Source organism: Leisingera aquaemixtae, from assembly GCF_019801145.1.
Lineage (GTDB): Bacteria > Pseudomonadota > Alphaproteobacteria > Rhodobacterales > Rhodobacteraceae > Leisingera > Leisingera aquaemixtae_A.
In genome coordinates this window covers 62,003-84,583 of sequence record NZ_JAHVJQ010000009.1, presented here as the reverse complement: position 1 = coordinate 84,583, position 22,581 = coordinate 62,003, and the positions used below count along the sequence as shown (strand labels likewise).

Annotated in this window: 23 protein-coding genes and 1 riboswitch; of the genes, 2 read left to right on the top strand and 21 right to left on the bottom strand. The window is 63.3% G+C overall.

The window, feature by feature from the left end; all coding sequences use genetic code 11:
- Window positions 1–38 precede the first annotated feature (38 nt).
- On the top strand, window positions 39–953 hold the full coding sequence (locus tag KUW17_RS18330; RefSeq protein ID WP_222481745.1) for a LysR substrate-binding domain-containing protein: 915 nt from the start codon (window positions 39–41) through the stop codon (window positions 951–953).
- A gap of 1 nt (window position 954) precedes the next feature.
- Here KUW17_RS18330 and KUW17_RS18325 read toward each other — a convergent pair whose 3' ends face one another.
- The 10 genes from KUW17_RS18325 to KUW17_RS18280 all read right to left on the bottom strand — a co-directional run bounded on the left by KUW17_RS18325 (window position 955) and on the right by KUW17_RS18280 (window position 11,440).
- Window positions 955–1,815, bottom strand: a complete 861-nt coding sequence (locus tag KUW17_RS18325) for a metal ABC transporter permease (RefSeq protein ID WP_222481875.1) — start codon at window positions 1,813–1,815, stop codon at window positions 955–957.
- Window positions 1,815–2,693 carry a metal ABC transporter permease gene (locus tag KUW17_RS18320; RefSeq protein ID WP_222481874.1) on the bottom strand — a complete coding sequence of 293 codons (879 nt, stop codon included), beginning with the start codon at window positions 2,691–2,693 and terminating at the stop codon, window positions 1,815–1,817. Before KUW17_RS18320 ends, KUW17_RS18325 begins: the two co-directional genes overlap by 1 nt.
- A complete protein-coding gene (locus tag KUW17_RS18315; RefSeq protein WP_315899409.1) occupies window positions 2,693–3,610 on the bottom strand; it encodes a manganese/iron ABC transporter ATP-binding protein in 918 nt (305 codons plus the stop codon). The genes KUW17_RS18320 and KUW17_RS18315 overlap by 1 nt, the downstream gene beginning before the upstream one ends.
- Window positions 3,611–3,709: 99 nt before the next feature.
- Window positions 3,710–4,612, bottom strand: coding sequence for a metal ABC transporter substrate-binding protein (locus tag KUW17_RS18310; protein ID WP_222481744.1), 903 nt, complete (start codon window positions 4,610–4,612; stop codon window positions 3,710–3,712).
- A gap of 190 nt (window positions 4,613–4,802) precedes the next feature.
- Window positions 4,803–6,353, bottom strand: coding sequence for an alkaline phosphatase family protein (locus KUW17_RS18305; RefSeq protein ID WP_222481743.1), 1,551 nt, complete (start codon window positions 6,351–6,353; stop codon window positions 4,803–4,805).
- Window positions 6,354–6,496: 143 nt separating this feature from the next.
- Complete coding sequence (locus tag KUW17_RS18300; RefSeq protein ID WP_222481742.1) at window positions 6,497–7,252, bottom strand: aspartate/glutamate racemase family protein; 756 nt, start codon at window positions 7,250–7,252, stop codon at window positions 6,497–6,499.
- Window positions 7,253–7,267: 15 nt separating this feature from the next.
- On the bottom strand, window positions 7,268–8,434 hold the full coding sequence (locus tag KUW17_RS18295) for a M24 family metallopeptidase (protein WP_222481741.1): 1,167 nt from the start codon (window positions 8,432–8,434) through the stop codon (window positions 7,268–7,270).
- A complete protein-coding gene (locus KUW17_RS18290; RefSeq protein ID WP_222481740.1) occupies window positions 8,427–9,617 on the bottom strand; it encodes a diaminopropionate ammonia-lyase in 1,191 nt (396 codons plus the stop codon). The genes KUW17_RS18295 and KUW17_RS18290 overlap by 8 nt, the downstream gene beginning before the upstream one ends.
- 2 nt (window positions 9,618–9,619) lie before the next feature.
- The gene (locus tag KUW17_RS18285) at window positions 9,620–10,765 is read right to left on the bottom strand and encodes an amidohydrolase (RefSeq protein WP_222481739.1); all 1,146 of its coding nucleotides are present in this window, start codon (window positions 10,763–10,765) and stop codon (window positions 9,620–9,622) included.
- A 141-nt stretch (window positions 10,766–10,906) separates the two neighbouring features.
- On the bottom strand, window positions 10,907–11,440 hold the full coding sequence (locus KUW17_RS18280; RefSeq protein ID WP_222481738.1) for a hypothetical protein: 534 nt from the start codon (window positions 11,438–11,440) through the stop codon (window positions 10,907–10,909).
- Window positions 11,441–11,662: 222 nt separating this feature from the next.
- On the opposite strand from KUW17_RS18280, the gene KUW17_RS18275 reads away from it, so the two are divergent.
- Entirely contained in the window at window positions 11,663–12,142 is a 480-nt protein-coding gene (locus tag KUW17_RS18275) for a YHS domain-containing (seleno)protein (RefSeq protein ID WP_222481737.1), read from the top strand.
- 98 nt (window positions 12,143–12,240) lie between these two features.
- On the opposite strand, the gene KUW17_RS18270 is transcribed toward KUW17_RS18275, so the two are convergent.
- The 11 genes from KUW17_RS18270 to KUW17_RS18220 form a co-directional block, all read right to left on the bottom strand.
- The gene (locus KUW17_RS18270; RefSeq protein WP_222481736.1) at window positions 12,241–12,873 is read right to left on the bottom strand and encodes a (d)CMP kinase; all 633 of its coding nucleotides are present in this window, start codon (window positions 12,871–12,873) and stop codon (window positions 12,241–12,243) included.
- Window positions 12,870–14,216 carry a 3-phosphoshikimate 1-carboxyvinyltransferase gene (gene aroA / locus KUW17_RS18265; RefSeq protein WP_222481735.1) on the bottom strand — a complete coding sequence of 449 codons (1,347 nt, stop codon included), beginning with the start codon at window positions 14,214–14,216 and terminating at the stop codon, window positions 12,870–12,872. Before aroA ends, KUW17_RS18270 begins: the two co-directional genes overlap by 4 nt.
- An 86-nt stretch (window positions 14,217–14,302) precedes the next feature.
- Window positions 14,303–15,079 (bottom strand): tRNA (guanine(46)-N(7))-methyltransferase TrmB, encoded by a 777-nt coding sequence (locus tag KUW17_RS18260; RefSeq protein WP_222481734.1) that lies wholly within the window; start codon window positions 15,077–15,079, stop codon window positions 14,303–14,305.
- An 88-nt stretch (window positions 15,080–15,167) separates the two neighbouring features.
- Complete coding sequence (locus KUW17_RS18255) at window positions 15,168–15,824, bottom strand: hypothetical protein (RefSeq protein ID WP_222481733.1); 657 nt, start codon at window positions 15,822–15,824, stop codon at window positions 15,168–15,170.
- Between the two features lie 173 nt (window positions 15,825–15,997).
- Window positions 15,998–17,179, bottom strand: a complete 1,182-nt coding sequence (gene metK / locus KUW17_RS18250; protein ID WP_222481732.1) for a methionine adenosyltransferase — start codon at window positions 17,177–17,179, stop codon at window positions 15,998–16,000.
- Window positions 17,180–17,185: 6 nt separating this feature from the next.
- Window positions 17,186–17,234: riboswitch (SAM-SAH riboswitch) on the bottom strand.
- Between the two features lie 61 nt (window positions 17,235–17,295).
- Window positions 17,296–18,795, bottom strand: coding sequence for an apolipoprotein N-acyltransferase (lnt, locus tag KUW17_RS18245; protein ID WP_222481731.1), 1,500 nt, complete (start codon window positions 18,793–18,795; stop codon window positions 17,296–17,298).
- Complete coding sequence (locus KUW17_RS18240) at window positions 18,792–19,691, bottom strand: hemolysin family protein (protein WP_222481730.1); 900 nt, start codon at window positions 19,689–19,691, stop codon at window positions 18,792–18,794. The genes lnt and KUW17_RS18240 overlap by 4 nt, the downstream gene beginning before the upstream one ends.
- A 22-nt stretch (window positions 19,692–19,713) precedes the next feature.
- Complete coding sequence (gene ybeY, locus KUW17_RS18235) at window positions 19,714–20,226, bottom strand: rRNA maturation RNase YbeY (RefSeq protein ID WP_222481729.1); 513 nt, start codon at window positions 20,224–20,226, stop codon at window positions 19,714–19,716.
- A gap of 79 nt (window positions 20,227–20,305) precedes the next feature.
- A complete protein-coding gene (locus tag KUW17_RS18230; protein WP_222481728.1) occupies window positions 20,306–21,316 on the bottom strand; it encodes a PhoH family protein in 1,011 nt (336 codons plus the stop codon).
- Between the two features lie 140 nt (window positions 21,317–21,456).
- Window positions 21,457–21,765, bottom strand: a complete 309-nt coding sequence (locus KUW17_RS18225) for a hypothetical protein (protein WP_222481727.1) — start codon at window positions 21,763–21,765, stop codon at window positions 21,457–21,459.
- A 9-nt stretch (window positions 21,766–21,774) separates the two neighbouring features.
- Window positions 21,775–22,359 carry an OmpA family protein gene (locus KUW17_RS18220; protein WP_222481872.1) on the bottom strand — a complete coding sequence of 195 codons (585 nt, stop codon included), beginning with the start codon at window positions 22,357–22,359 and terminating at the stop codon, window positions 21,775–21,777.
- Between the last annotated feature and the right edge of the window lie 222 nt (window positions 22,360–22,581).

Sequence of the window (22,581 nt, the reverse complement as noted above, 5' to 3'; positions counted from 1 at the left end):
ACGGTTGAAAATTCTGATGATTTGGATAATTCACAGTTATGCAAGAACTGTGGAAACTCCTCACCAGCCCCCGCCACCTGATCGTGTTTGAAGCCGCCGCCAGGCACGGCTCTTTCACCCGTGCATCAGAAGAACTGAACGTTCAGCAGCCTGCCGTCAGTGCGGCGATCAAGCAGATGGAAGCGTCTTTGGGCGTTATTTTATTCCGCCGCGGCCACCGCAAGGTGGAACTGACCGGGGCTGGAATGCGGCTTTACACCGATGTCTCCAAGGCGCTTGGGGACATCCTGTCCTCTGCCAAGGCCGTGCGGCAGTTCGGGCGCAATGACCATGTGACGCTCAACTGCTCCTCTGCTTTTGCATACTACTGGGTGATGCCAAGACTGGCCCAGTTGCATGAGGCGCACCCCGATATCGACCTGCGGCTGCAAAGCTCCGACCGTGAACCGGATATCAATACAGAAGGCATTTCGCTGGCGGTGCGACGCGGCGACGGTACCTGGCCGGACTGCCATTCGGTGCTGATTGCGCCGGAGGTGATCTTTCCGGTGGCCAGCCCGCGGGTGATGGCCTCGGCAGTCAATCTGGCGACGGTGCCGAACCTGCTGCACGAGCGGCTGATCCATCTGGAGGAACCGATCCGGGAGCGCCCCAGGTGGCAGCAGTGGTTCGAGCACTTTGGGGTCACCGGCCGCCCGCCCGCCGCGGGCATGCGCCTAAACGATTATGCGCTGGTGCTGCAGGCGGCGATTGCGGGTGAAGGCTTTGCATTCGGCTGGCAGCATGTGACGGAGCCACTGATCAAACAGGGGCTGCTGGCGGCGCGCAAGGAGTGGTCCTGGACCACCGGATCGGGGTTCTATCTGGTGTGGTCAAAGACTCAGGATCTGGTCCCCAACGCGGAACTGGTGCGGCAGTGGCTGCTGGAGATGGCGAAGCCCGGAACCGTGTGATTCACACGGCGCCGGTTGTGCCGCGAGCCCGCTGCATCGAGGTCTTGCGGGTCAGGTACAGCCGGCGCACGAAAGCGATGATGAACAGCGCGGTCAGGATCAGCACGATGGTCGGCGCCGGGGCGCTGTCGAGGAAGAAGCTGGCATATGTGCCCGCCAGCATCGAGAACATACAGACCAGAACCGAGACCCACAGCATGGTGCTGAACTTACGCACCACCAGGAAGGCAATCGCCCCCGGCGCAATCAGCAACCCGATGGCGAGGATCAGCCCAGCAGCCGACAGGGTTGCCACGATGGTCAGCGACAAGGCCGCCAGCAGACCGTAGTGCAGCGCCGTGACCGGCAGGCCCGAGGCCTGCGCCTGCGCAGGATCGAAGCTGTGCAGCAGCAGGTCCTTCCATTTCAGCACCAGGGCTGCCCCGACCGCCAGTGAGATGATGCCCGCGGTCCACAGTTCATCCGGCTCCACCCCCAGCATGTTGCCGAACAGGATGTGATCCAGGTGGGCGTTGGTCTCCACCGAAACATAGAGCACGATGCCGAGCCCGAACATGCCAGAGAATACCACCCCCATTACGGTGTCCTGCTTGACCCGGCTATTGCCGGACAGGAAGCCAGTGGCAACGGCGCAGAGCATACCGGCGGCAAAGGCCCCGATGATCAGCGGCAACCCCACGATATAGGCCAGCACAATTCCCGGCAGCACCGCATGGCTGACCGCATCCCCCATCAGCGCCCAGCCTTTCATCACCAGGAAACAGGACAAGAGCGCCGTTGGCACAGAAACGATCAAGGAGATCAGGAAAGCGTTCTGCATGAACGCAAACTGGAACGGCATCAGCAGCGTATCGATATCCATCACGCAGCCCTTCCTTGTGCAACGGGGCCGCGCTTCAGCGCTTCGCGGGCCTTGCGCTTGGCGGCCAGTAGCCCGTGTTTCGGGGCAAAGACAAAGACCAAAAGGAAGATCAGAGTCTGCAGCGTCACAATGATGCCGCCGGTAGCACCGTCCAGAAAATAGCTGGCATAGGCGCCAAAGAAACTGGTGAGGGCGCCAATCAGCACCGAGACCATGATCAGCCGCGGGAAGCGGTCGCAGAGCAGATAGGCGGTCGCCCCGGGCGTCACCACCATGGCAATTACCAGAAAGGCGCCGACGGTTTGCATCGCCGCCACCACAGAGGCCGACAGCAGCACGAAGAACACGGCCTTCAGCAGGCCGGGCCGCAGCCCGATGGTGCGGGCATGGTTTTCGTCAAAGAAGGTGACCATCAGGTCTTTCCATTTCGCCAGCAGCACCGCCAGCGAAACAAAACCGATGATGGCCAGCTGCAGTGTGTCCTCCGGCGTGATTGCCAGGATGTTGCCCATGGTGATGGTCTGCACCGAGACGGACATCGGACTGACCGAGACGATGAACAGGCCAAGCCCGAAGAAGGAGGTGAAGATCAGACCGATGATCACATCGACCTTGAGGCCGGATCGTTCCGACAGGAACAGCATCGCCCCCGCCGCCAGCCCGCCCGCGATAAAGGCGCCCAGCGCAAAGGGCAGGCCCAGGATGTAGGCGCCGGCCACACCGGGCACCACCGAATGGGAGAGTGCATCGCCAATGAGCGACCAGCCCTTGAGCATCAGATAAGCCGACAGGAAGGCGCAGACGCCGCCCACCAGCGCCGAGACCCACATCGCGTTTGTCATGTAGCCGTAAGTGAACGGTTCCAGCAGGTATTCCATCATTGCTGGCCCCCGCCCTCGCCCTTGCTGTCGCTTGTCTGGGTCTTTTCGCCGTATTGGACAAACGGGCGCTCGTCGTCGGTCAGGATGGTAACTTCGCGGGTATCGCCGTCGTCATGCAGGGCATCGCCGCCCAGGGTGAAGTGGCGCAGCACGCCGCCGAAGGCGTGTTCCAGGTTTTCGCGGGTAAAGGTGGTCTCGGTCGGGCCATACCCAAGCACAGTCCCTTTCACCAGCACGGTTCGGTCGCAGAACTCCGGCACGCTGCCGAGATTGTGGGTGGAAACCAGCATCACCCGGCCCTCGTCGCGCAGTTCGCGCAAGAGGGCGATGATCTGCTCCTCGGTCTTCACATCAACGCCGGTGAAGGGTTCGTCCAGCAGGATCACCTGCCCGTCCTGCGCCAACGCCCGAGCCAGGAACACCCGCTTGCGCTGGCCGCCGGACAGCTCGCCGATCTGGCGGTGGCGGAAGTCTTGCATGTTGACCCGGCGCAGCGCCTGATCGACAGCCTCGTGATCGGCCGCCTTGGGGCGGCGCAGAAAGCCCATGTGGCCGTAGCGGCCCATCATCACCACGTCCTCGACCAGCACCGGGAAGGCCCAGTCGACCTCCTCCGACTGCGGAACGTAGGCCACGAGGTTCTTGCGCAGCGCATCCTTCACTGTCATGCCAAGGATGCGGATCTCGCCCTGTGCCGCAGGGACAAACCCCATGATCGCCTTGAACAGGGTCGATTTGCCGGCGCCGTTCACCCCGACCAGTGCCGTCACCGTGCCGCGGGGAATGCCAAAGCTGGCATCCCACAGCGCGGTATGGCCGTTGCGATAGGTCACCGTGACATTCTTTGCGGCAATCCCGCCATCCACAGGCGCGGTGCTTGTATTCATGATGTGGGTCTCGCTGGCATCAAGCATGGGCTGTCCTGCAGAGTTACACACAGAAATTGTGCTTTGTGAAATGAAACGCCCCGCAACATCTGCTGCGGGGCATCGGGATATGAAACAAGGGCAGGTTTAGTTGGTGACTTCAGTCAGCCCGCGGGCCACCGTCTGCGAAGTGACCTTGAGCAGATCCAGATAGGTCGGCACCGGGCCGTCCGCCTCGCTGAGCGAGTCGACATAGAGCTCACCGCCATAAGCCACGCCGGTTTCGCGGGCGACCTGTTCAGCCGGCGCAGTGTTCACGGTGCTTTCGCAGAACACCACCGGGATGTCATTGGCACGGACGCCGTCGATGACTGCGCGCACCTGCTGCGGGGTGCCGACCTGATCGGCGTTCATCGGCCACAGGTACAGCTCCTTCATGCCGAAATCGCGGGCCAGGTAGCTGAAGGCGCCTTCGCAGGTCACCAGCCAGCGCTTGTCCTCAGGAATTTCCGAGATGGAACGGCGCAGCGGCTCGATGGTGGCGCGCAGCTTGTCTTTGTATTCACCTGCGTTCTTGACATAGACCGCGGCGTTTTCCGGGTCATGCTCAGCAAAGGCCTCGACGATGTTGTCGATATAGATCAGTGCGTTATCCAGGCCCATCCAGGCGTGCGGGTTCGGCTTGCCCTCATAGGAGCCGGCCGCGATCGGGATCGGGTCGATGCCGTCGGTCAGGGTGACGGAAGGCACATCGTCGAGGTTAGACAGGAACTGCTCGAACCACAGCTCAAGGTTCATGCCGTTCCACAGGATCAGGTCGGCATCGGACGCCCGGACGATGTCGCGCGGGGTCGGCTCATAGCCGTGGATCTCCGCGCCGGGTTTGGTGACCGAGACGACCTCAGCCGCGTCACCTGCCACATTGGCCGCCATATCGGCCAGAACGGTGAAGGTGGTAACAACCTTCATCTTGTCTTCTGCCATGGCAGTGCTGGCAGCAACCGCTGCGATGGCAGCTGCGGATACGGTCTTGAGCAACTTCGGAAACATCCGATTCTCCCTTTGAAGGCGTGTCTGAGGCACTGTTATTGCAAATCATTCTCAACTGTCAACGAAATTGCGAATGATTTGCAACAGCAGCAATCTCCTGCCATGCGCCGCCGGAGGACCCGACCCTGAACCTTGAGACCGGACCTGTCGCCCACAGCGGCGCGGGTGACGGCGGAAACGGCTGCAAACGTTATTGCGGATACCGGGGCTTGCTGCGGGGGCCATCGCCAGTGATTGCCGTCAGCGAAAGAGTATGGTCCATGTTCTTCATCCGGTGGCGCAGCATGAGCCGGGTCAGCCGGTTCAGATCGCCTGCATATGCCTCCTGCCCGGCCACGTTCTCCAGTTCTCCCTGTCCCTGGCTGTCAAACAGCATCGGCGGCAGATCGGCGGCGAACTCGACCAGCGTGAACCGCTCATCCCGCAGGATGCCAAGGCAGGAATCGCTGGCGGTGGTGCCAAGCTCCTGCTGCCACAGTGTCGGCTCAAGCGGCTCCGAGAAATCCAGCTCCGAGAAGGAATACTGCCGCCAGTCCTGCGGCGCCTCCCCCCTCAGGAGCGGCAGCAGCGACCGCCCGTCCATGGAATTCGGCACCTCCTGCCCCGCCCACTCAAGAATGGTCGGCGTCACATCAATGGATTCAGTGATCTGAGACAGGCAGGCGCCCGCGTTCTGTTCGTTGCCCGGCATCCGGATGATCAGCGGCGTGTGATAGGCGGCGTCATAGACCGTCATCTTGCCCCAGGAATGCCGGTCGCCCAGCATTTCGCCATGGTCGGCGGTGACCACCAGCATGGTGTTGTCATACTGCCCGCTGTCCTTCAGGAACCGGATCACCCGCCCGACATGATGATCCACTTCCGTTGCCAGCCCCAGGTAGACCGCACGCAGGGTTTGAATGTTCTCATCAGATGGCTCCAGGTCCGGGAAGCCCTCGACAAAGCTGGCGGCGGTGTTCTTGCGCAGCAGCGGGCCAAAGAAGGGGTGCTGTGCGCTTTCCTCTTCCGGCTTTGCCAGCCGCTGCGGCAGCGGCAGGCTGGCCGGGTCATACATGCTGTTGTAGGGCGCCGGCGCCACCAGCGGCGGGTGCGGGCGGATATAGGTCAGATGCGCAAACCAGCTGTCCTTGCCGTGGGCCGGCATCGTGTTGAGGAATGAGTTGGTGAGAAATGCGGTATCGCTGTCCTCCGCCGCGTACAGCGCCGGATCATTCAGCCGGGGTGCGCCGCCATCCGGTGAAACCGGCTTGTAGACGTCCCAGTAGTTCTCGAATTCATAGCCGCGGCTCATCAGATGCGATTGCCAGGGATAGGACATTTCCAGCCGCATCTCAGTCACTTCATGGAAGCCGTTCATCGGGTATTCATAAGTCCGAAGCGCGGGATCGTTGGCGTCAAAAGCGCGCGGATCCTGAGAGGTGTCGGTATAGCCGAACAGCATCGGCAGATACCCTGCCTTGCGCATCTCGGTGGCGATGTTCGGCGTGTCGTGGCGCAGGGGCGTGCCATTGCGGACCGAGCGGTGGTTCATCGCGTATTGCCCGGTCAGAATCGACGCGCGCGATGGTCCGCAGGGGTTGGTCACAGAGAAATGCCGGTTGAACGATACCGCCTCCTGCATGAAGGCGCGGATGTTCGGCAGGTCCACATGCTCCGCCAGCGCGCCCGACAGGCAGTCTGCGCGCAGCTGGTCAATGATGATGAACAGGACATTCCGGTTTTCGGGGCGTGCGGCAGGCATCCGGGCTTCCTCGCTGGAGCAAATCAGGTTTCCGGGGACAATCTGTGGCAGCCTGCGCGCGGATTACAAGCGCAGACTGTGCCGCTCCCGTGGGGCAGCCTGCCGCAGGTTGCCAGCTGGCAATTCCCGAACAATTTTAGCGGTCAGTCCGCAAGCGGCAGAGTGAACAGCTTACCGAACTGCGGTTGCGGATCTGTCACGCCTGCCAGCCGCAGCATGTGCCAGCCCAGCGCCTGGTTACTGGAGATGACCGGCACCCCGGTTTGCGTCTCGATCTCCGGAATGATCCGCAGGCAGCGCAGGTTGGTGCAGGAGATCACGATCGCATCGCAGTCTCCCTGACTGGCGACCTGCCTAGCTGCTTCCGTAATGGCCGCCTCGGTTATCCGGGCCACGACACGGTCGTCCATCTGCTCAAACGATCCGAAGCCTGCAATCTCAAAACCTGCCGCTTCCAGCTTGGCGCGCATCTGCGCCGAAACCTCCGGCAGGTATGGCGTCACGAATCCAAACCTGGCAGCGCCCAGCGCCTTGCCTGCTGCAATGATGGCGGCCAGCGGATCGGTCACCTTGGCGTTCGGCAGAACGGTCTGCACGGCCTCAGCCACCTTGGCGGAGCCGATCACGGTCGAGGCCGAGGTGCAGCCATAGCCGATCACGTCGAAGTCCGGCGTGGAGGGAAACAGCCGGGCCGAGGCAGGTAGGTCTGCCTGCATCTGCGCCAGCGTCTCGGGCCGCACCTCCGGCACCATCGGGATGCGGCTGTGATAGAGCGCCACGCCCTCCTGCGCCATCATCCGGGAGAATTCTGGCTCCAGCGTTTCGTCGGTCTCCAGCACGATCACACCCAGGGTGGCGCGGCTGCCGATGCCTGCGTCCGTGTCATAGGGGAGCTTCATGGCCCGGGGCCTCCTTCAGATCACCGGCAATTCCGGCGCGGCACGGACGGTCAGCAGGTCTGCACCATCCGCACGCACCACGATGTTTTCTTCATGCACCATGATACGGCCATCGCCATAGCCCAGCGAGGGTTCCAGCGTCAGCACCATGTTCTCTTCGATCACCGTCTCGTCAAAGGCGGCGTGGGAGGGCCATTCGGTCAGCTGCATCCCCAGCCCATGGCCGAGCCGCCCCACGTCACCGCCCTGATCGTCCATTTCGGCAATCACGGACTGCATCGCCTGGAACAGATCCCGGCAGGTGGCGCCGGGTTTGGCTGCAGCGATCCCCGCCTCTGTGGCGCGCCACAGCACATCATAGGCGCGGCGCGACAGGTCGTCGGCACGGCCAATGGCAAAGTTCCGGTCGAAGTCGCAGAAATACCCGTCCCAAGTCGCGCCCGTATCCAGCATCACGATGTCGCCGGCCTGCAGCGGCCGCGTGGTCGGTGGCGAGATCACGTCGCTGTAGCCGCCCTGATCGGCACCGCCGACCAGATAGGGCACATCGTCGGCGCCCTGTGCCAGCGCCTCGCGCCGGAAGGCGCGGAACAGATCCTCAAACGGCAGACCCTCATGGGCAATCTGCGGCACTTGCGCAAATGTGCGCGAGCCAATGCCGCAGATATGCGCCAGCTTTTCAATCTCGGCTGCGGATTTTACCATCCGCAAGCCGCGCACCAGCGGCGTGGCATCCGCCACCTTCAGCCCCGGCAATCCCGCCATCAGGCGTTCGTAGTCGCCCAGCGGCATTCTGAGTGAGGTTTCGTGCCCCTTCATCAATCCGATGGAGCCGCCGCGCCCGGCAATCGGCGACAACAGTTCTGTCAGCAGGCTGATGCCGTCGTCCTGCGGCGCCGGCGCGCTCCAGGTGCGGATGTCCTCAATCCAGGTGCGGCGCATCAGGTCGGCGCCAATCTCCGGTATGATGGCGATGGGCTTGCCCGCCGGCGGCACGAACAGGAACCAGGGCCGGGTCGGGCTTTGCCAGAACAGCGTGTGGAACCCGCTGAAATAGCGCACCTCCGGCTCTGTCAGCAGCAGCAGACCGTCAAGCCCCTGCGCCGCCATCAACGCCTGAGCCTTCTCGGTGCGGGCCGCGAATTCCGTCTCGGGGAAACCGCGCGCGGGGGCTTCAGACATGGTCCTTGCCTTCCATGATCGCGGCAAAGATCGCCGGGTCGGTGACACCTTCGGAGCCGATCAGCAGCACGCGGGAGGTTTCATCCAGACCCAGGGTGGCCTTCATCTCCGGCGACTGGCAGGCGGCGATCAGGGCAGACAGGCCCGCCACTGCGCTTTCGCCTGCCTCTACCACCGGATCGCCGGTTTCTGCATTTGCCAGAAGCCGCACTGCGGGGGCAACAATACTGTCAGGGATGGTCACAAAGTCCGAGGCTTCCTCGGCCAGGATTTCCCAGGCCATTTCCGACGGCTCGCCGCAGGAGAGGCCAGCCATGATGGTTTCTTCCTGAATGGCGAAATTGGTCGCCTTGCCGGCCTTGGCGCTGTCGAACAGGCAGGCTGCCAGTTCCGGCTCGACAATCACCACCCGCGGCGAAGCCTCGCCATAGTACTGCCGCAGCGCCGCCGCGACCGAGGCCGCCAGCCCGCCGACGCCGCCCTGCAGGAACACATGAGTCGGCGCCTGCTCCAGCGCCTCGCAGGCCTCGCGGGTCATCACGCTGTAGCCCGCCATCACGTCGCGCGGCGGCTCGGTGTAGCCTTCCCAGGAGGTATCCGAGACCACGAACCAGCCGTTTTCCTCCGCCTCTTTCTTGGCCAGCAGGACGGATTCGTCATAGTCGCCCGTGATGCGGATCACTTCGGCACCCAGTTCGCGCATCGCCACGGCGCGGCCTTCGCTGACCTCGGCGTGGATGTAGATGCGGCAAGGCGCGCCGAACCGCTGGCAGCCCCAGGCCAGAGAGCGGCCATGGTTGCCGTCGGTAGCGGAAACCAGGGTGATCCCGGCGCAGGCGTCCTTGTGGGCACCGTTGCGGATTTCCTCCAGGCTGACGTCCCGGCCCAGCTGTTTGGTCAACTCGCGCTGCAGCACCCGCAGCGCCGCATAAGACCCGCCCAGCGCCTTGAAGCTGCCCAGGCCGAACCGCGGGCCTTCGTGCTTGTAGTCAATCCGCCCGACGCCGATCTGGCCGGCCAGACCCGTCAGAGACACCAGCGGCGTCGCCTTATAGCCGTCCCAGGCGGTGATTTCCGCCTGCGCATTCGCAAAATCCTGTTCGGACAGGACCGAATAGGCGGCCTCGCCGGTCTTCGGGTTTCCCGCAGTGTGGCGGATGGCAGCGTTAAATTTCTCAAGCATGGTCAGTCCTTTCCCACGGGCAGTCGGTCACGCACCAGCTGCACCCAGAACTCCGCGCCAATAGGCAGCAGAGCGTCGTTGAAGTCATAATCCGCCGAATGCAGCGGCTGGCCGCTGGGGCCTTCCTCGCCATTGCCCAACAGCAAAAAGCAGCCCGGCACCGCAGCGGCGAAATGGGCAAAATCCTCGGAGAAGCTCATGGGCGGGCGGTTGCGGACCACTTCGCGGCCTGCAGCCTCGCCCGCACGGCAGGCGGCCTCAACCGGGCCACCGGCGTTGATCGTCTCGACGAACTCGGTGTTGAAGCTCACCTTGGCCTCGACCGAATGTGCCGCGGCCACACCGGCAGCGATCTGGCGCATGAAGCGCTCGACCGCCTCGCGGTCTTCAGGCACCCGGGCACGCACGTCGCCTTTCAGCACCGCGTGGCCCGGCAGCACATTGCGTTGGCCGTCAGTCAGGAATTCGGTGACCGAGACCACCGCGCCGGAGCCCGGAGCCAGCTTGCGCGACACGATGGTCTGCAGCGCGAGCACCAGCTCCGCCCCCACGGTAATGGCATCCACCCCCGCCTGCGGCATCGAGGCATGGCCGCCCTGCCCCCGGATCGAAATTTCAAACAGGCTCTCGCTGCTGCAGATCTGTCCCGGCCGGGTCGAGACCTGCCCCACCGGCGCACCGGGCAGGTTGTGGATGGCATAGACCTCTTCGATCGGGAACCGCTCCAGCACCCCCTCGGCAATCATTGCCTGGGCTCCCAGCCCATGTTCCTCGTTGGGCTGAAAGATGAACACGACGGTGCCGTCAAACCCCTGCTCCTGCACCAGCCGTTCAGCAGCGCCCAAGAGCATGGCCATATGACCGTCATGGCCGCAGGCGTGCATCTTGCCCGGCGTTTCCGAGACATAGCCGTGGGTGGAGGTTTCGGTGATCGGAAGGGCATCCATGTCCGCCCGCAAACCGATGGCACGATTTCCGCTGCCGGCGCGCAGCAGCCCTATGACGCCGACGCCTTCATGCACCTCCAGCCCCAAGCCGCGCAGATGCTCCGCCACTTTGGCCTTGGTGCGTTCCTCCTGAAAGCCAAGCTCAGGGTGCCGGTGAAAATCCCGGCGCAGCGCGGTCAGGCGGTCCAGAAATGTGGTCATGGGCGCTCTCCAAGCCGTTTGCAGCAACATTAGGCTGCGAACTGCGACTTGGCGCATAGTAATCGCGTCGGCAGGTGACGAAATTCATCCTTGTTTCGCTTCTTCAGGCTGAAACTCGTACCGTGCCGGAGCCAACTGCCGTTAGATTTCCTCTCCCTTTTCCAGCAGCTCCTCAATCAGCTGACGCTGAATGCCCGGGCTGTCGCCGCCGCCGAATTGCAAGGCGCCGCCAGTGTACAGCGTGCCGTAGGTGCGGGCGATATTGACCGTCTGGCCCAGCGAAGAAATCAGCTGGTCCTTCTTTAGCGGCGACAGCGGGTGGATGAACACCGCCCACAGCTGACCCTTAGCCACCGCGTAGCGCGCATCCAGAGCGGTGTCGAAATTCGCCTGCATCATCCGCATCAGCTCTTCCGCCGTCAGCCCCTCGGACGGGCGCAGCGGCACCATCGCCCGCATCCGGTCCGCAGCCGGGTCGGTGACCACTAGCATCGGCACGCCGGAAATACTCAGCTGGAAACCGCGGCCGACCGGCTGCGTGTTGCCGTCCAGGGCAAAGAGGATCCGGCCCAGCCGCTCATAGGTCATCGGCGGTTCTGCAGCCTCGGGCGCATCCTGCGCCCAGGCCGGCGCGGCAAGAACACAGGCAGTCATAATCATCCGCAGCCAGGCCATGAAAGCACCTCCCTTCTGACATGCTCCCTCAGGCTAATCCGCTCCCGCGCAAGTCTCCATGCACAGATGAGTGAACCGCAGAAGTGGGAAACCGGGAGCAAAATGGAACGATCTGCACAACCAACTGAACGACTGGAGATTAATCGTCCAGCCCATCGGATCTAGCCTCAGTGCACCGGGCTGCAGAGCCTGATTGCACACCTGAACCTGATGAGGAAAATCATGAAGACACTTTTGACAACCGCCCTGATTTCGCTTTCTGCTGCGCTGGCCGCCCCGGCCTTTGCCGCCGATGAGGTCAATGTCTCCAATGGCATTTCAGCTGGCGGCGCGCCGCTGGCAGCCCATGGTGTCGATCTGGTGGCGCTGCTGGACAGCCGCAACCCGGTTGAGGGCGTCGCAACCTATTCCGCAACCATCGACGGCGCCTCCTATTACTTCGCGTCAGAGGAAAACAAGACGGCGTTCGAGGCCAATCCATCGAAATACCTGCCCCAGCACGGCGGCTTCTGCTCTTACGGGGTGTCGGTGGGCAAAAAATTTGACGGCGACCCGGACCAGTACCTGGTGCATGACGGCAAGCTGTTCCTGTTTTTGAATGCTGCCACCCGTTCTGCGTTCCTGGAAGACGTGGCCGGCACCGCCAAGACCGCCGATAGCCAGTGGGCCGAGATCAAGCACACCGCCGTTGGCGCGCTCTGATCCCGGCGAACAGACGGCAGACAGGCGCTCGTCCCGTTTTGCCTGCCTTTGGCCCGCAGCTGGTGCGTCAGCTGCGGGTTTTGCTGATCATGTGGTGCTCAGGGCAGCTTCTCGCCTGCCTCGCGGCGGGCCTCAATCACTGCCATCGCCTTGGCCAGGGCCTCCTCGATGCTCAGATCGCTGGTGTCGATCAGGATCGCATCCGCCGCCGGGCGCAGCGGGGCCTCGGCCCGGTTCATGTCGCGGTCGTCCCGGGCCTTGACGTCGCCCAGCACTTCCTCGAGGGTCGTCACCTTGCCCGCAGCGGCCAGTTCCAGGAAACGGCGGCGGGCGCGCACTTCGGCGCTGGCGGTGACAAAGAATTTCACCTGCGCGTAGGGGCAGATCACGGTGCCGATATCGCGTCCGTCCAGCACCGCGCCGCCTGCGCGGCGTGCAAAGGCCCGCTGGAAATCCACCAGTGCCGCGCGCACTTCGGCGATCACTGCAACCTTGGATGCGGCCTGCGCCACCTCCGGCCCGCGCAGGTCTTCACGTGCCAGATCCTCAGGCGTCAGGTTTCGCGCAGCCTCAACCGGCGCCGCGCCGTCCAGCATTTTTGCCCCGACAGCACGGTACAAGAGGCCGGTATCCAGATGGCCGAAACCATAGTGAGCCGCGAGCGCCTTGGACAATGTGCCCTTGCCCGCGGCAGCGGGGCCGTCGACAGCGATGGTGAAGCTCTCGCTCATGTGCGCTCCAGCTTGGCGCCGAGGTCCCCCATCAGGCTTTCGAAGATCGGGAACGAAGTCGCGATCGGGCTGCCGTCGTCGACAGAAACCGGGTTCTGCGCGCCCATGCCCATGACCATGAAGGACATGGCAATCCGGTGGTCCAGGAAGCTTTCGCAGGTGCCGCCGCCCGGCACGCCATCAATGCCGAGACCGGTGACTTCCCACCAGTCCTCGCCTTCGTCGACGGTAACACCATTGGCGCGCAGGCCCTTGGCCATCGCGTCGATGCGGTCGCTTTCCTTGACGCGCAGTTCCTTGACGCCCGCCATCATGGTCTTGCCTTCGGCAAAAGAAGCCACCACCGACAGCACCGGGTATTCGTCGATCATCGAGGCCGCGCGCTCCGGCGGCACTTCGGTGCCCTTCATATCAGGCGAGTACTTGGCGCGCAGATCGGCAACCGGCTCGCCGCCCTCCTCGCGCATGTTCTCGAACGTCAGGTCGGCGCCCATGTCCTGCAGGGTGTAGTAGAGGCCCGCGCGGGTCGGGTTGAGGCCAATGTTCGGCACCAGCACGTCAGAGCCGGGGACGATCAGTGCCGCACAGACCGGGAAAGCGGCGGAGGACGGATCGCGCGGCACGGCGATAACCTGCGGTTTCAGCTCCGGGCGGCCCGTCAGGGTGATAACGCGGCCCTCGTCGGTTTCCTCGGTGGTGATCTCTGCGCCAAAGCCTGCCAGCATCCGCTCGGTGTGGTCGCGGGTGGCTTCCTTCTCGATCACCACGGTCTTGCCGGGCGCGTTGAGACCGGCAAACAGCACCGCGGATTTCACCTGCGCCGACGGCACCGGCACCACGTAACGGGCCGGAACCGGATCCGCGGCGCCGACGATCGTCATAGGAAGGCGGCCGCCGGAACGGCCAACCGACTGGGTGCCGAACAGCGCCAGCGGATCGGTCACACGGGCCATCGGGCGCTTGTTCAGAGAGGCATCGCCGGTGAAGGTCGCGGTGATCGGAGAGGTGGCCATCACCCCCATGATCAGCCGCACCCCGGTGCCGGAGTTGCCGCAGTCGATCACATTGTCAGGCTCTGCAAAGCCGCCGACACCAACGCCGAATACCGACCAGTTGCCGCCGCCATGGTTCACCACCTCGGCGCCGAATGCCTGCATCGCCTTGGCGGTGTCCAGCACATCCTCGCCCTCCAGCAGGCCGGAGATCTTCGTCTCCCCAACCGACAGCGCGCCCAGGATCAGCGAGCGGTGCGAGATCGACTTGTCGCCGGGCACCTCTGCCACGCCCTTGAGCGGGTCAGCACGGTGGGAGGTCATCGGGATGGGCGTGCCGTGTCCGGACATGGGGCTTCCTTCGTCTGTCGGTCGTTCGTCTGTTCGTTTGCGCTATCGGTAACGGATTGGTTCTGGCCGGTCCAGCGCTATCGGCCTTATCCCAGGCGGCGGAAGGTCAGGTAATGCGGGGTGCGCCCCTCGCGCAGGGCCTTCTGCTCGTAGCGGGTGGAAATCCAGTCCTCCCAGGGCTGGCGCCAGTCTTCGGGGCCTTCTGCCAGCCATTCGAAACCCGCTTTCGGCACTTCCTCAAGGGTCTGGCGCACATAGTCGGGGATATCGGTCGCCACGCGGAAGATCGCGCCCGGCTTCAGGCAGCGGGCCAGCGGCTCCAGATGCTCTTGCGTCACAAAGCGGCGGCGGTGGTGGCGGGCCTTGGGCCAGGGGTCGGGATAGAGCAGGAAGGCACGTGAAATGGACGCCTCAGGCAGCACGTCCATAAGGTCGCGCGCATCACCCGGATGGACGGCGATGTTATCCGCGCCCGCGTTGCGGATCTTGCCCAAGAGCATCGCCACGCCGTTGATGAAGGGTTCGGCGCCGATGATGCCGATTCCCGGGTTGCTGACGGCCTGGTGCACTAGGTGCTCGCCGCCGCCGAAGCCAACTTCCAGCCAGACATCCTTGCCGCCGAACAACCCGTCGAGGTCGAGCGGCGTGCGGTCCGGGTTCTCGTCCCAGCCAACTGCGCCGGGGCTGAGGCTCGCCAGATCCTCGTCCAGGTATCGCTTCTGGCTGTCCTTCAGCGTCTTGCCCTTGAAGCGGCCATAGAAGTTGCGCCAGGGCGCGCCGCTGGCGTGTTTTTCAGCAGCATTGGTTGCTGCGGGCTGGGCATCCTTGGACTGTGCGTCACGGGGCTTTTGGTCGCCGGACATGCGTCTGGGCTCCTGTTCAGGCGTCTTTTGAAAGGCTGGCCGCTCCTCTGCCGCATGCAGGCCGCCGGGTCAACCCGGCGGTATCCGGTTAGGGCTCTTGCCCCGGCCTGATCTCCCGCAGGACACCCGCCGCAATCAGGCGCAGACGGCCGGGAAACCATTCCCCTCCGGGATCGGTGCGCAGCGTCTCGATGGCAAAGCCCGGATCGACCCCGCGCGCCACCATATAGCTGAGGTGGTCGTAGACCTCCCGCTGGGTGTCCACGTAAATCCAGGAGCCAAACTCGAACGGTGTCGCCCAGCGGCGGCTCTTGCGCTCGCTGCGGTAGTACTTGTGCACCGCCTCGGAAGGCCAGTTGCGCTGGTGAAATCCGATGCTGGAACCGATTGTCATCCGCCTGCGCCCGCCCGCCAGGAACACATCCACGCAGGCGCTGATACAAGTGCCATCGACCAGAGTGTCGAGTCCGTATTCCAGCACCAGCCCGGCAATTTCCTGCCCGGCATAGACACTGCCGCCCACGCTGTTGAGCTGCAGTTCCGTGATCTCCGGGCTTTTCTTCAGAATGTCCCGCAGCCTTGCGGCGTCCTCATCGGTAATCTCCGCAGGCTCACCTTCAACATCCGTCTCCGTGTCGTAAACCAGCGTCTGGCCTTGCAGGTTGAATTTCTGCGGCAAGGGGTCCCTGGCCGTGGCGCCGGACGCCAGAAGCAGGCCAAATAGTACAGAAAATACGCGCAGCATCACGGTCCCGGCAACTGAGCAAACCCTGCCTGCACTATGGCGCAGGCTGCAGCGTCACTCCAGCCCCAACGGAAGAGGTGCATTCTCCGATTGCGCAGAAACGCGCGGGAAGCGCACCGCAAACGGAAAAGAGCGGGCTTTGCAGCCCGCTCCCTGATCACATGGCTCTGGTCTCAGACAGCTTTCTTCAGCGCCTCGGCCAAATCCGTGCGCTCCCAGCTGAAACCGCCGTCAGCCTCCGGCTCGCGGCCGAAGTGGCCATAGGCTGCGGTGCGCTGGTAGATCGGTTTGTTCAGGCCCAGATGCGAGCGGATGCCGCGCGGCGTCAGGTCCATGACCTGATCAATTGCGCGCTCGATCGCCGCAGGATCGACCTCGCCGGTGCCGTGGGTTTCCGCATAAATCGACAGCGGTTTGGAGACACCGATGGCATAGGACAGCTGGATGGTGCATTTCTCTGCCATGCCCGCGGCCACCACGTTCTTGGCCAGATACCGTGCCGCATAGGCGGCCGACCGGTCCACCTTGGTCGGATCCTTGCCGGAAAACGCGCCGCCGCCGTGCGGCGCTGCGCCGCCATAGGTGTCGACGATGATCTTGCGGCCAGTAAGGCCCGCGTCGCCATCCGGACCGCCAATCACGAATTTACCGGTCGGGTTGACATGCCACTGGGTGGCCTCGGTCAGCCAGCCCTCGGGGAGAGTCTCACGGATGTAGGGTTCGACAATGGCGCGAATGTCGCTAGAGGTCAGGCTTTCATCCAGATGCTGGGTCGACAGCACCAGCGAGCTGACGCCGACAGGCTTGCCATTCTCATAGACCACCGACAACTGGGATTTCGCGTCCGGGCCCAGCGCAGGCTCAGTCCCGTTTTTGCGGACCTCGGCAAGACGGCGCAGGATCGCATGGCTGAATTGGATCGGTGCCGGCATCAGCGCGTCGGTTTCATTGGTGGCAAAACCGAACATGATGCCCTGGTCGCCGGCGCCTTCGTCCTTGTCAGCCGAGGCATTGACGCCCTGAGCGATATGGGCGGACTGCTCGTGCAGCAGGTTGGTCACTTCCACGGTTTCGTGGTGGAACTTGTCCTGCTCATAGCCGATGTCCTTGATGCAGGCACGGGCGATCTCGTCGATCTTCCCCATGTAATCGTGCAGCTTGTCCTGATCGGACAGGCCGACTTCACCCCCGATGACAACACGGTTCGTGGTGGCAAAAGTCTCGGCTGCCACACGTGCTTCGGGTTCCTCCGCCAGGAAAGCGTCCAGAACCGCGTCGGAAATGCGGTCGCAGACCTTATCCGGGTGGCCCTCAGAAACCGATTCCGAAGTGAAGGTGTAGTTCATACGGGTCATGAAAAGTGCTCCATTGGTTTATCCTTGCCACGTCAGGAAGCCGTTGTGGCAGGTATCAAGCCGCAGTACGCGGCTCATCCGCGCGGGTCAACGTATATTCAGGTACAGTTAAGCAGCTATGACCGCGGCGCAAGAGCGCGGGGCAGAAACATTGCCGCACCTGCGACGCAGAAACACAGCAACAGAACCGGCCAGTCTCCGGTCCGGCTGTAGAGGGTCGGCGCGAACGGTGCCGGCAAGGCTGCGTCGATAAAGCCGGCCTCCCCCAGCGGCAGGCTGTCGAGCAATTGCCCATCCGGGCCGATCATCGCGGAGACGCCGGTATTGGCTGCGCGGATCATTGGCAGCCCTTGCTCCAGCGCCCGCATCCGGGCCTGCACCAGATGCTGATAGGGGCCGGAACGGGTGCCGAACCAGGCGTCGTTGGTGATCTGCACCAGCATATCCGGGCGGCTGGCGGCAGCGTTCACATCCTGCGGGAAAACGGCCTCATAACAGATCAGCGGCAAGGCGCTGCCAACCGGCAGATCCATTACCTGGGCACCGGGGCCGGCGGCGTACCCCGCCCCCGCCTGAGAGGCGAAGCCATAGATACCGAAGCGGGCCAGAAAATCCCCAAACGGCACATACTCCCCGAACGGCACCAGATGCGCCTTGTCATAGGTGGCAGAAGGCAGGCCGTCTGCGTCCAGAAGCACAGCGGAATTGTAGTAGGCGCCTCCCTCTTCGCGCTGAATACCAAGCAGAACCGGCACGCGGCCTGCCCCTTCGGAAATGGCCTGCAGCGTGTCACCGGCAAAGTTCATCAGCTGCGGCACAGCGGTTTCCGGCCAGACGATCAGGTCCGGCCGTGGGTCTTCGGCGGAGAAGGCAAGCGCACGGCGGACAAACTCCCACCGCAGATCCGGATGCCATTTCTGGTTTTGCGGCGCGTTGGGCTGGACAATGCGCACGGTCTTGCCCGTCAGCTCTGGTGCAGACGGCGCTGGGATGGCCAGGATTGCGGCTGCGGTCAGGCCCAGCGGCACCAATGCGGCGGCGAGGCTTGTGCGCAGCAAGGCAAGAGGCAGGAATGCTGCAAGCGTCAGCAGCGCGAGCCCCTGCGGTCCGGCCCAAGGCAGCAGATTTGCGGCAGGCGTCTCGATCCAGAACTGGCCGAAGGCGGCCCAAGGAAAGCCGGTGAGCAAATAAGCGCGGGCGAATTCCGCCAGCGACCACAACGCCGCCAGCACCAGGATCCGCATGCCTCCCCGGCTGAAACGGGCAGAGAAGCCGAAAGCGCCCCCCCAGAACAAGGCAAGACCCGCGGCCAGGAACACCAGTGCAAATGGCGCCATCCAAGCGTGGCGGTCGGGGTCGACCTGAAACGGCTCAATGATCCAGGACAGGCCAAAGGAGAAATAGCCTAGCCCGAACAGCCAGCCCGCAAGCGCAGCAGCACGGGCGGATGCCGCCTGCAGCACCAGCCATCCGGCAGCCGCCAGCGCAACCGGCAGTCCGAACAGCATGTGCCACGGCGCCAGCGAAAGCGACAACAGCGCTCCGCTGCCTATGGCCAGCCCTGCGGGTGCCAGCCGAAGCTGTCGCGCGGCCTGCCTCAGGCCAATTGACATCATGCAGCGGCGTCCGGCAGCCGTACCCGCAGACGCTTGATCCGGCGCGGATCGGCATCCATGACTTCGAACTCGGCACCTTCGGGGTGTTCGATCACCTCGCCGCGTGCAGGCACGCGGCCGGACAGCATGAAGACCAGCCCGCCAAGCGTGTCGATCTCCTCTTCATCCACGTCATCGTGGCTGGTCAGCGAATGGCCGGTCTCCGCCTCGAACTCCGGCAGCGAGGTGCGGGCCAGCGCGATGTAGCAGCCGGGTTTTTCCTCGAACCAGGTCTGCAGTTCGTCTGCGTCGTGCTCATCCTCGATCTCGCCCACCACCTGTTCGATCAGGTCCTCGATGGTAACGAGGCCGTCGACTCCGCCGTATTCGTCGATCACCAGCGCCATGTGGCGGCGTTCAGCCTGCATCTTGGTCAGCAGCACGCCGATCGGCATCGACGGCGGCACGAACAGCAGCGGGCGCAGCATCTTGGACAGGTCGAATTCAGAAATGCCGCCATTGAAGCCGTGGGTCAGCGAAAAATCCTTGAGGTGGACAAAGCCCAGCGGCGTGTCCAGCGTGCCCTCGTAAACGGGGATACGAGTAAAGCCGCTTTGGCGGAAGATACCGACCAGATCGTCCTTGGCGACAGTCACAGGCACAGCGGCTATTTCGGCAGAGGGGATGGCAACATCCTCAACCCGCATCCGGCGCAGGTTGATCATGCCCCGCGGACCTGAACCCGGCACAGGCTGTTCGCTGCCGGCGTCCTGTTCCTCCTGCGGATCGGGGCTGAACACGCTGCGCAGCCGCGTCCACAATCCGGTGCTTTCAGAGGCCGGCGCATCCGCAGCCGTGCCGTTTATGTCCTGCAGCGCGCCTTGCGCCGCGTTAGAACTGCCTTCTATGTCGCCCATCTTTCCATTCCAAAAACCCCGGTCACGGGGCATCCTCACTTATATATGGGTTCGCGATACCCAGTTTGCCAAGTAGCAGGACCTCAATCCCTTCCATCAATGCGGCATCGCCGTCACGAATGTGATCATAGCCCAGAAGATGCAACATTCCGTGAATGACCAGATGGCGGGTATGATCGGCTAGGGATTTTCCCGCCTCTGCGGCTTCCCGCGCGCAGGTATCGAAGGAGACGGCGATATCGCCAAGCGGAATTTCCCCAGTAAAATCAGCCTCTGGCGGCAGCGGCGTGCCGCCATCCTCATCGGCAGCCAGCTCTTCTGCCGGCCAGCTGAGAACGTTGGTGGGGACCGGCTTTTCGCGGAATTCGGCATTGAGATCCGCAATGCGCGCATCATCACAGGCCAAGAGCGAAATTTCGCACATCCCGGTGTCCAGGCCAAAGTGCCCAAGAACAATTGCAATGGCCTCTTCGGCCAGCGCCTCAAGCCCCGCATCCTGCCAGCGGCTGTCTTCGATAGTGATGTCGAGCGTCATGGTACGGCTGCACATGCGGGGGCCTGCCCCCGCACCCCCGGAGTATTTTCACAAAGATGAAGCCCGGCGGTTCCTTCCGTCAGGCGGGTGGCGTGTCCGCGTCATAAGCCTCGATGATCGCCGCCACAAGCGGGTGGCGCACCACATCGCGGGCAGTGAAGTAGTTGAAGCTGATCTTGGGGATGGTTTTCAGCAGCCGTTCGGCATCTGCCAAGCCCGATTGCACCCCGCGCGGCAGGTCCACCTGCGACCGGTCGCCGGTGATCACCATGCGCGACCCCTCGCCCAGGCGGGTCAGAAACATCTTCATCTGCATGGTGGTGGCATTCTGCGCCTCGTCCAGCACCACGAAGGCGTTGGACAGCGTGCGGCCGCGCATGAAGGCCAGCGGTGCGATCTCAATCCGTTTGTCTTCGATCAGCTTGGCCAGCTGCTTGCCAGGCAGGAAGTCATTCAACGCGTCATAAAGCGGCTGCATGTAGGGGTCGACCTTGTCCTTCATGTCGCCGGGCAAGTAGCCAAGCTTTTCCCCGGCCTCCACCGCCGGGCGGGACAGGATGATGCGGTCGACATGGCCGGTGATGAACATGGAAACCCCCACGGCGACGGCAAGATAGGTCTTGCCGGTGCCTGCCGGGCCAATGCCGAAAGCCAGTTCGTGCTCGAACAGGGACTGCACATAGGCCTTCTGCGCCTCCGTGCGCGGTTCCACCAGCTTCTTGCGGGTCTTGATCTCCACCCGGCCGCCGCGGAACATTTGCAGCTGACCGTCGGGTTCGGCGTCATCGGTGTCCGGCCCCATCCGCAGCTCGCGGTCGATGTCGCCGCTTTCGACACTGCGTCCGGTTTCCAGCCGGTCATACAGCGCGGCCAGCACGCCCGCCGCCTGTTCGCGCGCCGAATCCTCGCCCATCACGGACAGCTGATTGCCGCGGCGGACGATCTGCACGCCCAGTTTCTGTTCGATGTCAGCAAGGTTACGGTCGTATTCGCCGCAAAGGTCGATCAGCAATCGGTTGTCAGGAAATTCCAGCAGCACTTCGTGGGTTGCGGTCTGGGTCTGCGGGTCATTCAGGGCGCTGATGGCCAAGCTGATCTCCTCAATCTGGCGTTGCCCTTTCAGTCTGCCTTCGCGGTTCCGTTTGCGCAAGCAGTCGCTGCATAAAATCACTTTGTTGAAACAAAACAGCCGCCCCGGAGGGCGGCTGCAATCCAAGCTGAGCTCAGTTATCAGAGCGGATCCCCGAAGGTCGAACCATCCTTGAACGGGCCGGTTGCCAGCGTGGGAGGCAAGTCGCTGTTGCAGACCGGCTTGCCGTCCGGTGTGCGGCGCAGGTCTGCATAACCCTCCAGGCCGTCGTCGATAATCCAATGCTCGCAGCCATTCGGGTCAATCCAGATGCCTGCCGTCAGGTTCGACAAGTCGAGCGACTTCCCGTCCGCGATATGCTGGTCTCTGGTTTTGTCGACAGTCGGCGAACAAGCGGAAACGGCGGCGGCGGCGGCCAGGCCGGCAACGGCGTGCAAAAAACGTGTCATGTTTCCCCCTCAGCGCAGGCAGTAGATTTCGACGCGGCGGTTCTGCGCCATGTTCGCGGCGCTGGTGTTGGGCACCCGCGGGTCGCGCTCACCATAGGCGCGGACGCCAGCGATATTCGCCCCGGCCGAACGGCCAACCGTGGCCACGGCCTTTGCCCGGCGCTCGGACAGCCGGATGTTGTACTCATCCGAAGCCCTGCTGTCGGTGTGGCCGGCAACGATGAAAGAGCGTGCGCCGTTGCCCTGCGCCTGCCGGAAAAACTGGCGCAGGCGCTGTTTGCCGGCTGCGTTGATGTAATGCTTGTCGGTGGCAAAGAACTGGTCGGTCGGCATTACTCCGCAGATATTGCCGCGGCGGCAGACCGGCTTGCCGTCCGGCTTGACATGCGGGGTCATGTAGCCTTCGGCGCCATCATCCATCACCCAATGCTCGCAGCCATCAGGGTCAACCCAGATGGTGGGCACATAGCGTTCGCCTTTGATGGTCCGCTGCTGGCTTTGCGCGCTTGCTGGCGCTGCGGCGATGCCGAGCGCGGCCGTGGCAGCGGCAGCCAGCGCAATCGCCTTGTTCAAATTGAGTATCGGCACGACCAGAAATCCTTCACCTAAGTTCCCCCGGGGTGTACGCCGCCCGCAAGCGGCAACCGTTCAGGCAATAAAAGCCAAGTTACCTGCAAGAGATAAAGTGCACCCGCCAAAAATATTGATTTTCCGCAGAGATTAACCGCCTCACTCAAACACTCACAGCATTTAAGGCAAATTGTCCTGAAAACTGATGCAATAGCGACTCACCTGCACTCCGACGGAGGGGCGGCC

What these genes read in the sequence shown, in the direction of transcription:
- KUW17_RS18270 (WP_222481736.1), bottom strand. Translation starts at nt 12,873, where the DNA reads ATGAGCGAGAGCTTCACCATCGCTGTCGACGGCCCCGCTGCCGCGGGC.
- KUW17_RS18260 (WP_222481734.1), bottom strand. Translation starts at nt 15,079, where the DNA reads ATGTCCGGCGACCAAAAGCCCCGTGACGCACAGTCCAAGGATGCCCAG.
- ybeY (WP_222481729.1), bottom strand. Translation starts at nt 20,226, where the DNA reads ATGACGCTCGACATCACTATCGAAGACAGCCGCTGGCAGGATGCGGGG.
- KUW17_RS18315 (WP_315899409.1), bottom strand. Translation starts at nt 3,610, where the DNA reads ATGCTTGATGCCAGCGAGACCCACATCATGAATACAAGCACCGCGCCT.
- KUW17_RS18240 (WP_222481730.1), bottom strand. Translation starts at nt 19,691, where the DNA reads ATGGGCGACATAGAAGGCAGTTCTAACGCGGCGCAAGGCGCGCTGCAG.
- KUW17_RS18305 (WP_222481743.1), bottom strand. Translation starts at nt 6,353, where the DNA reads ATGCCTGCCGCACGCCCCGAAAACCGGAATGTCCTGTTCATCATCATT.
- KUW17_RS18325 (WP_222481875.1), bottom strand. Translation starts at nt 1,815, where the DNA reads ATGGATATCGATACGCTGCTGATGCCGTTCCAGTTTGCGTTCATGCAG.
- KUW17_RS18280 (WP_222481738.1), bottom strand. Translation starts at nt 11,440, where the DNA reads ATGGCCTGGCTGCGGATGATTATGACTGCCTGTGTTCTTGCCGCGCCG.
- KUW17_RS18255 (WP_222481733.1), bottom strand. Translation starts at nt 15,824, where the DNA reads ATGCTGCGCGTATTTTCTGTACTATTTGGCCTGCTTCTGGCGTCCGGC.
- KUW17_RS18320 (WP_222481874.1), bottom strand. Translation starts at nt 2,693, where the DNA reads ATGGAATACCTGCTGGAACCGTTCACTTACGGCTACATGACAAACGCG.
- KUW17_RS18310 (WP_222481744.1), bottom strand. Translation starts at nt 4,612, where the DNA reads ATGTTTCCGAAGTTGCTCAAGACCGTATCCGCAGCTGCCATCGCAGCG.
- lnt (WP_222481731.1), bottom strand. Translation starts at nt 18,795, where the DNA reads ATGATGTCAATTGGCCTGAGGCAGGCCGCGCGACAGCTTCGGCTGGCA.
- KUW17_RS18285 (WP_222481739.1), bottom strand. Translation starts at nt 10,765, where the DNA reads ATGACCACATTTCTGGACCGCCTGACCGCGCTGCGCCGGGATTTTCAC.
- KUW17_RS18225 (WP_222481727.1), bottom strand. Translation starts at nt 21,765, where the DNA reads ATGACACGTTTTTTGCACGCCGTTGCCGGCCTGGCCGCCGCCGCCGCC.
- KUW17_RS18330 (WP_222481745.1), top strand. Translation starts at nt 39, where the DNA reads ATGCAAGAACTGTGGAAACTCCTCACCAGCCCCCGCCACCTGATCGTG.
- KUW17_RS18295 (WP_222481741.1), bottom strand. Translation starts at nt 8,434, where the DNA reads ATGTCTGAAGCCCCCGCGCGCGGTTTCCCCGAGACGGAATTCGCGGCC.
- metK (WP_222481732.1), bottom strand. Translation starts at nt 17,179, where the DNA reads ATGACCCGTATGAACTACACCTTCACTTCGGAATCGGTTTCTGAGGGC.
- KUW17_RS18275 (WP_222481737.1), top strand. Translation starts at nt 11,663, where the DNA reads ATGAAGACACTTTTGACAACCGCCCTGATTTCGCTTTCTGCTGCGCTG.
- KUW17_RS18290 (WP_222481740.1), bottom strand. Translation starts at nt 9,617, where the DNA reads ATGCTTGAGAAATTTAACGCTGCCATCCGCCACACTGCGGGAAACCCG.
- aroA (WP_222481735.1), bottom strand. Translation starts at nt 14,216, where the DNA reads ATGTCCGGACACGGCACGCCCATCCCGATGACCTCCCACCGTGCTGAC.
- KUW17_RS18300 (WP_222481742.1), bottom strand. Translation starts at nt 7,252, where the DNA reads ATGAAGCTCCCCTATGACACGGACGCAGGCATCGGCAGCCGCGCCACC.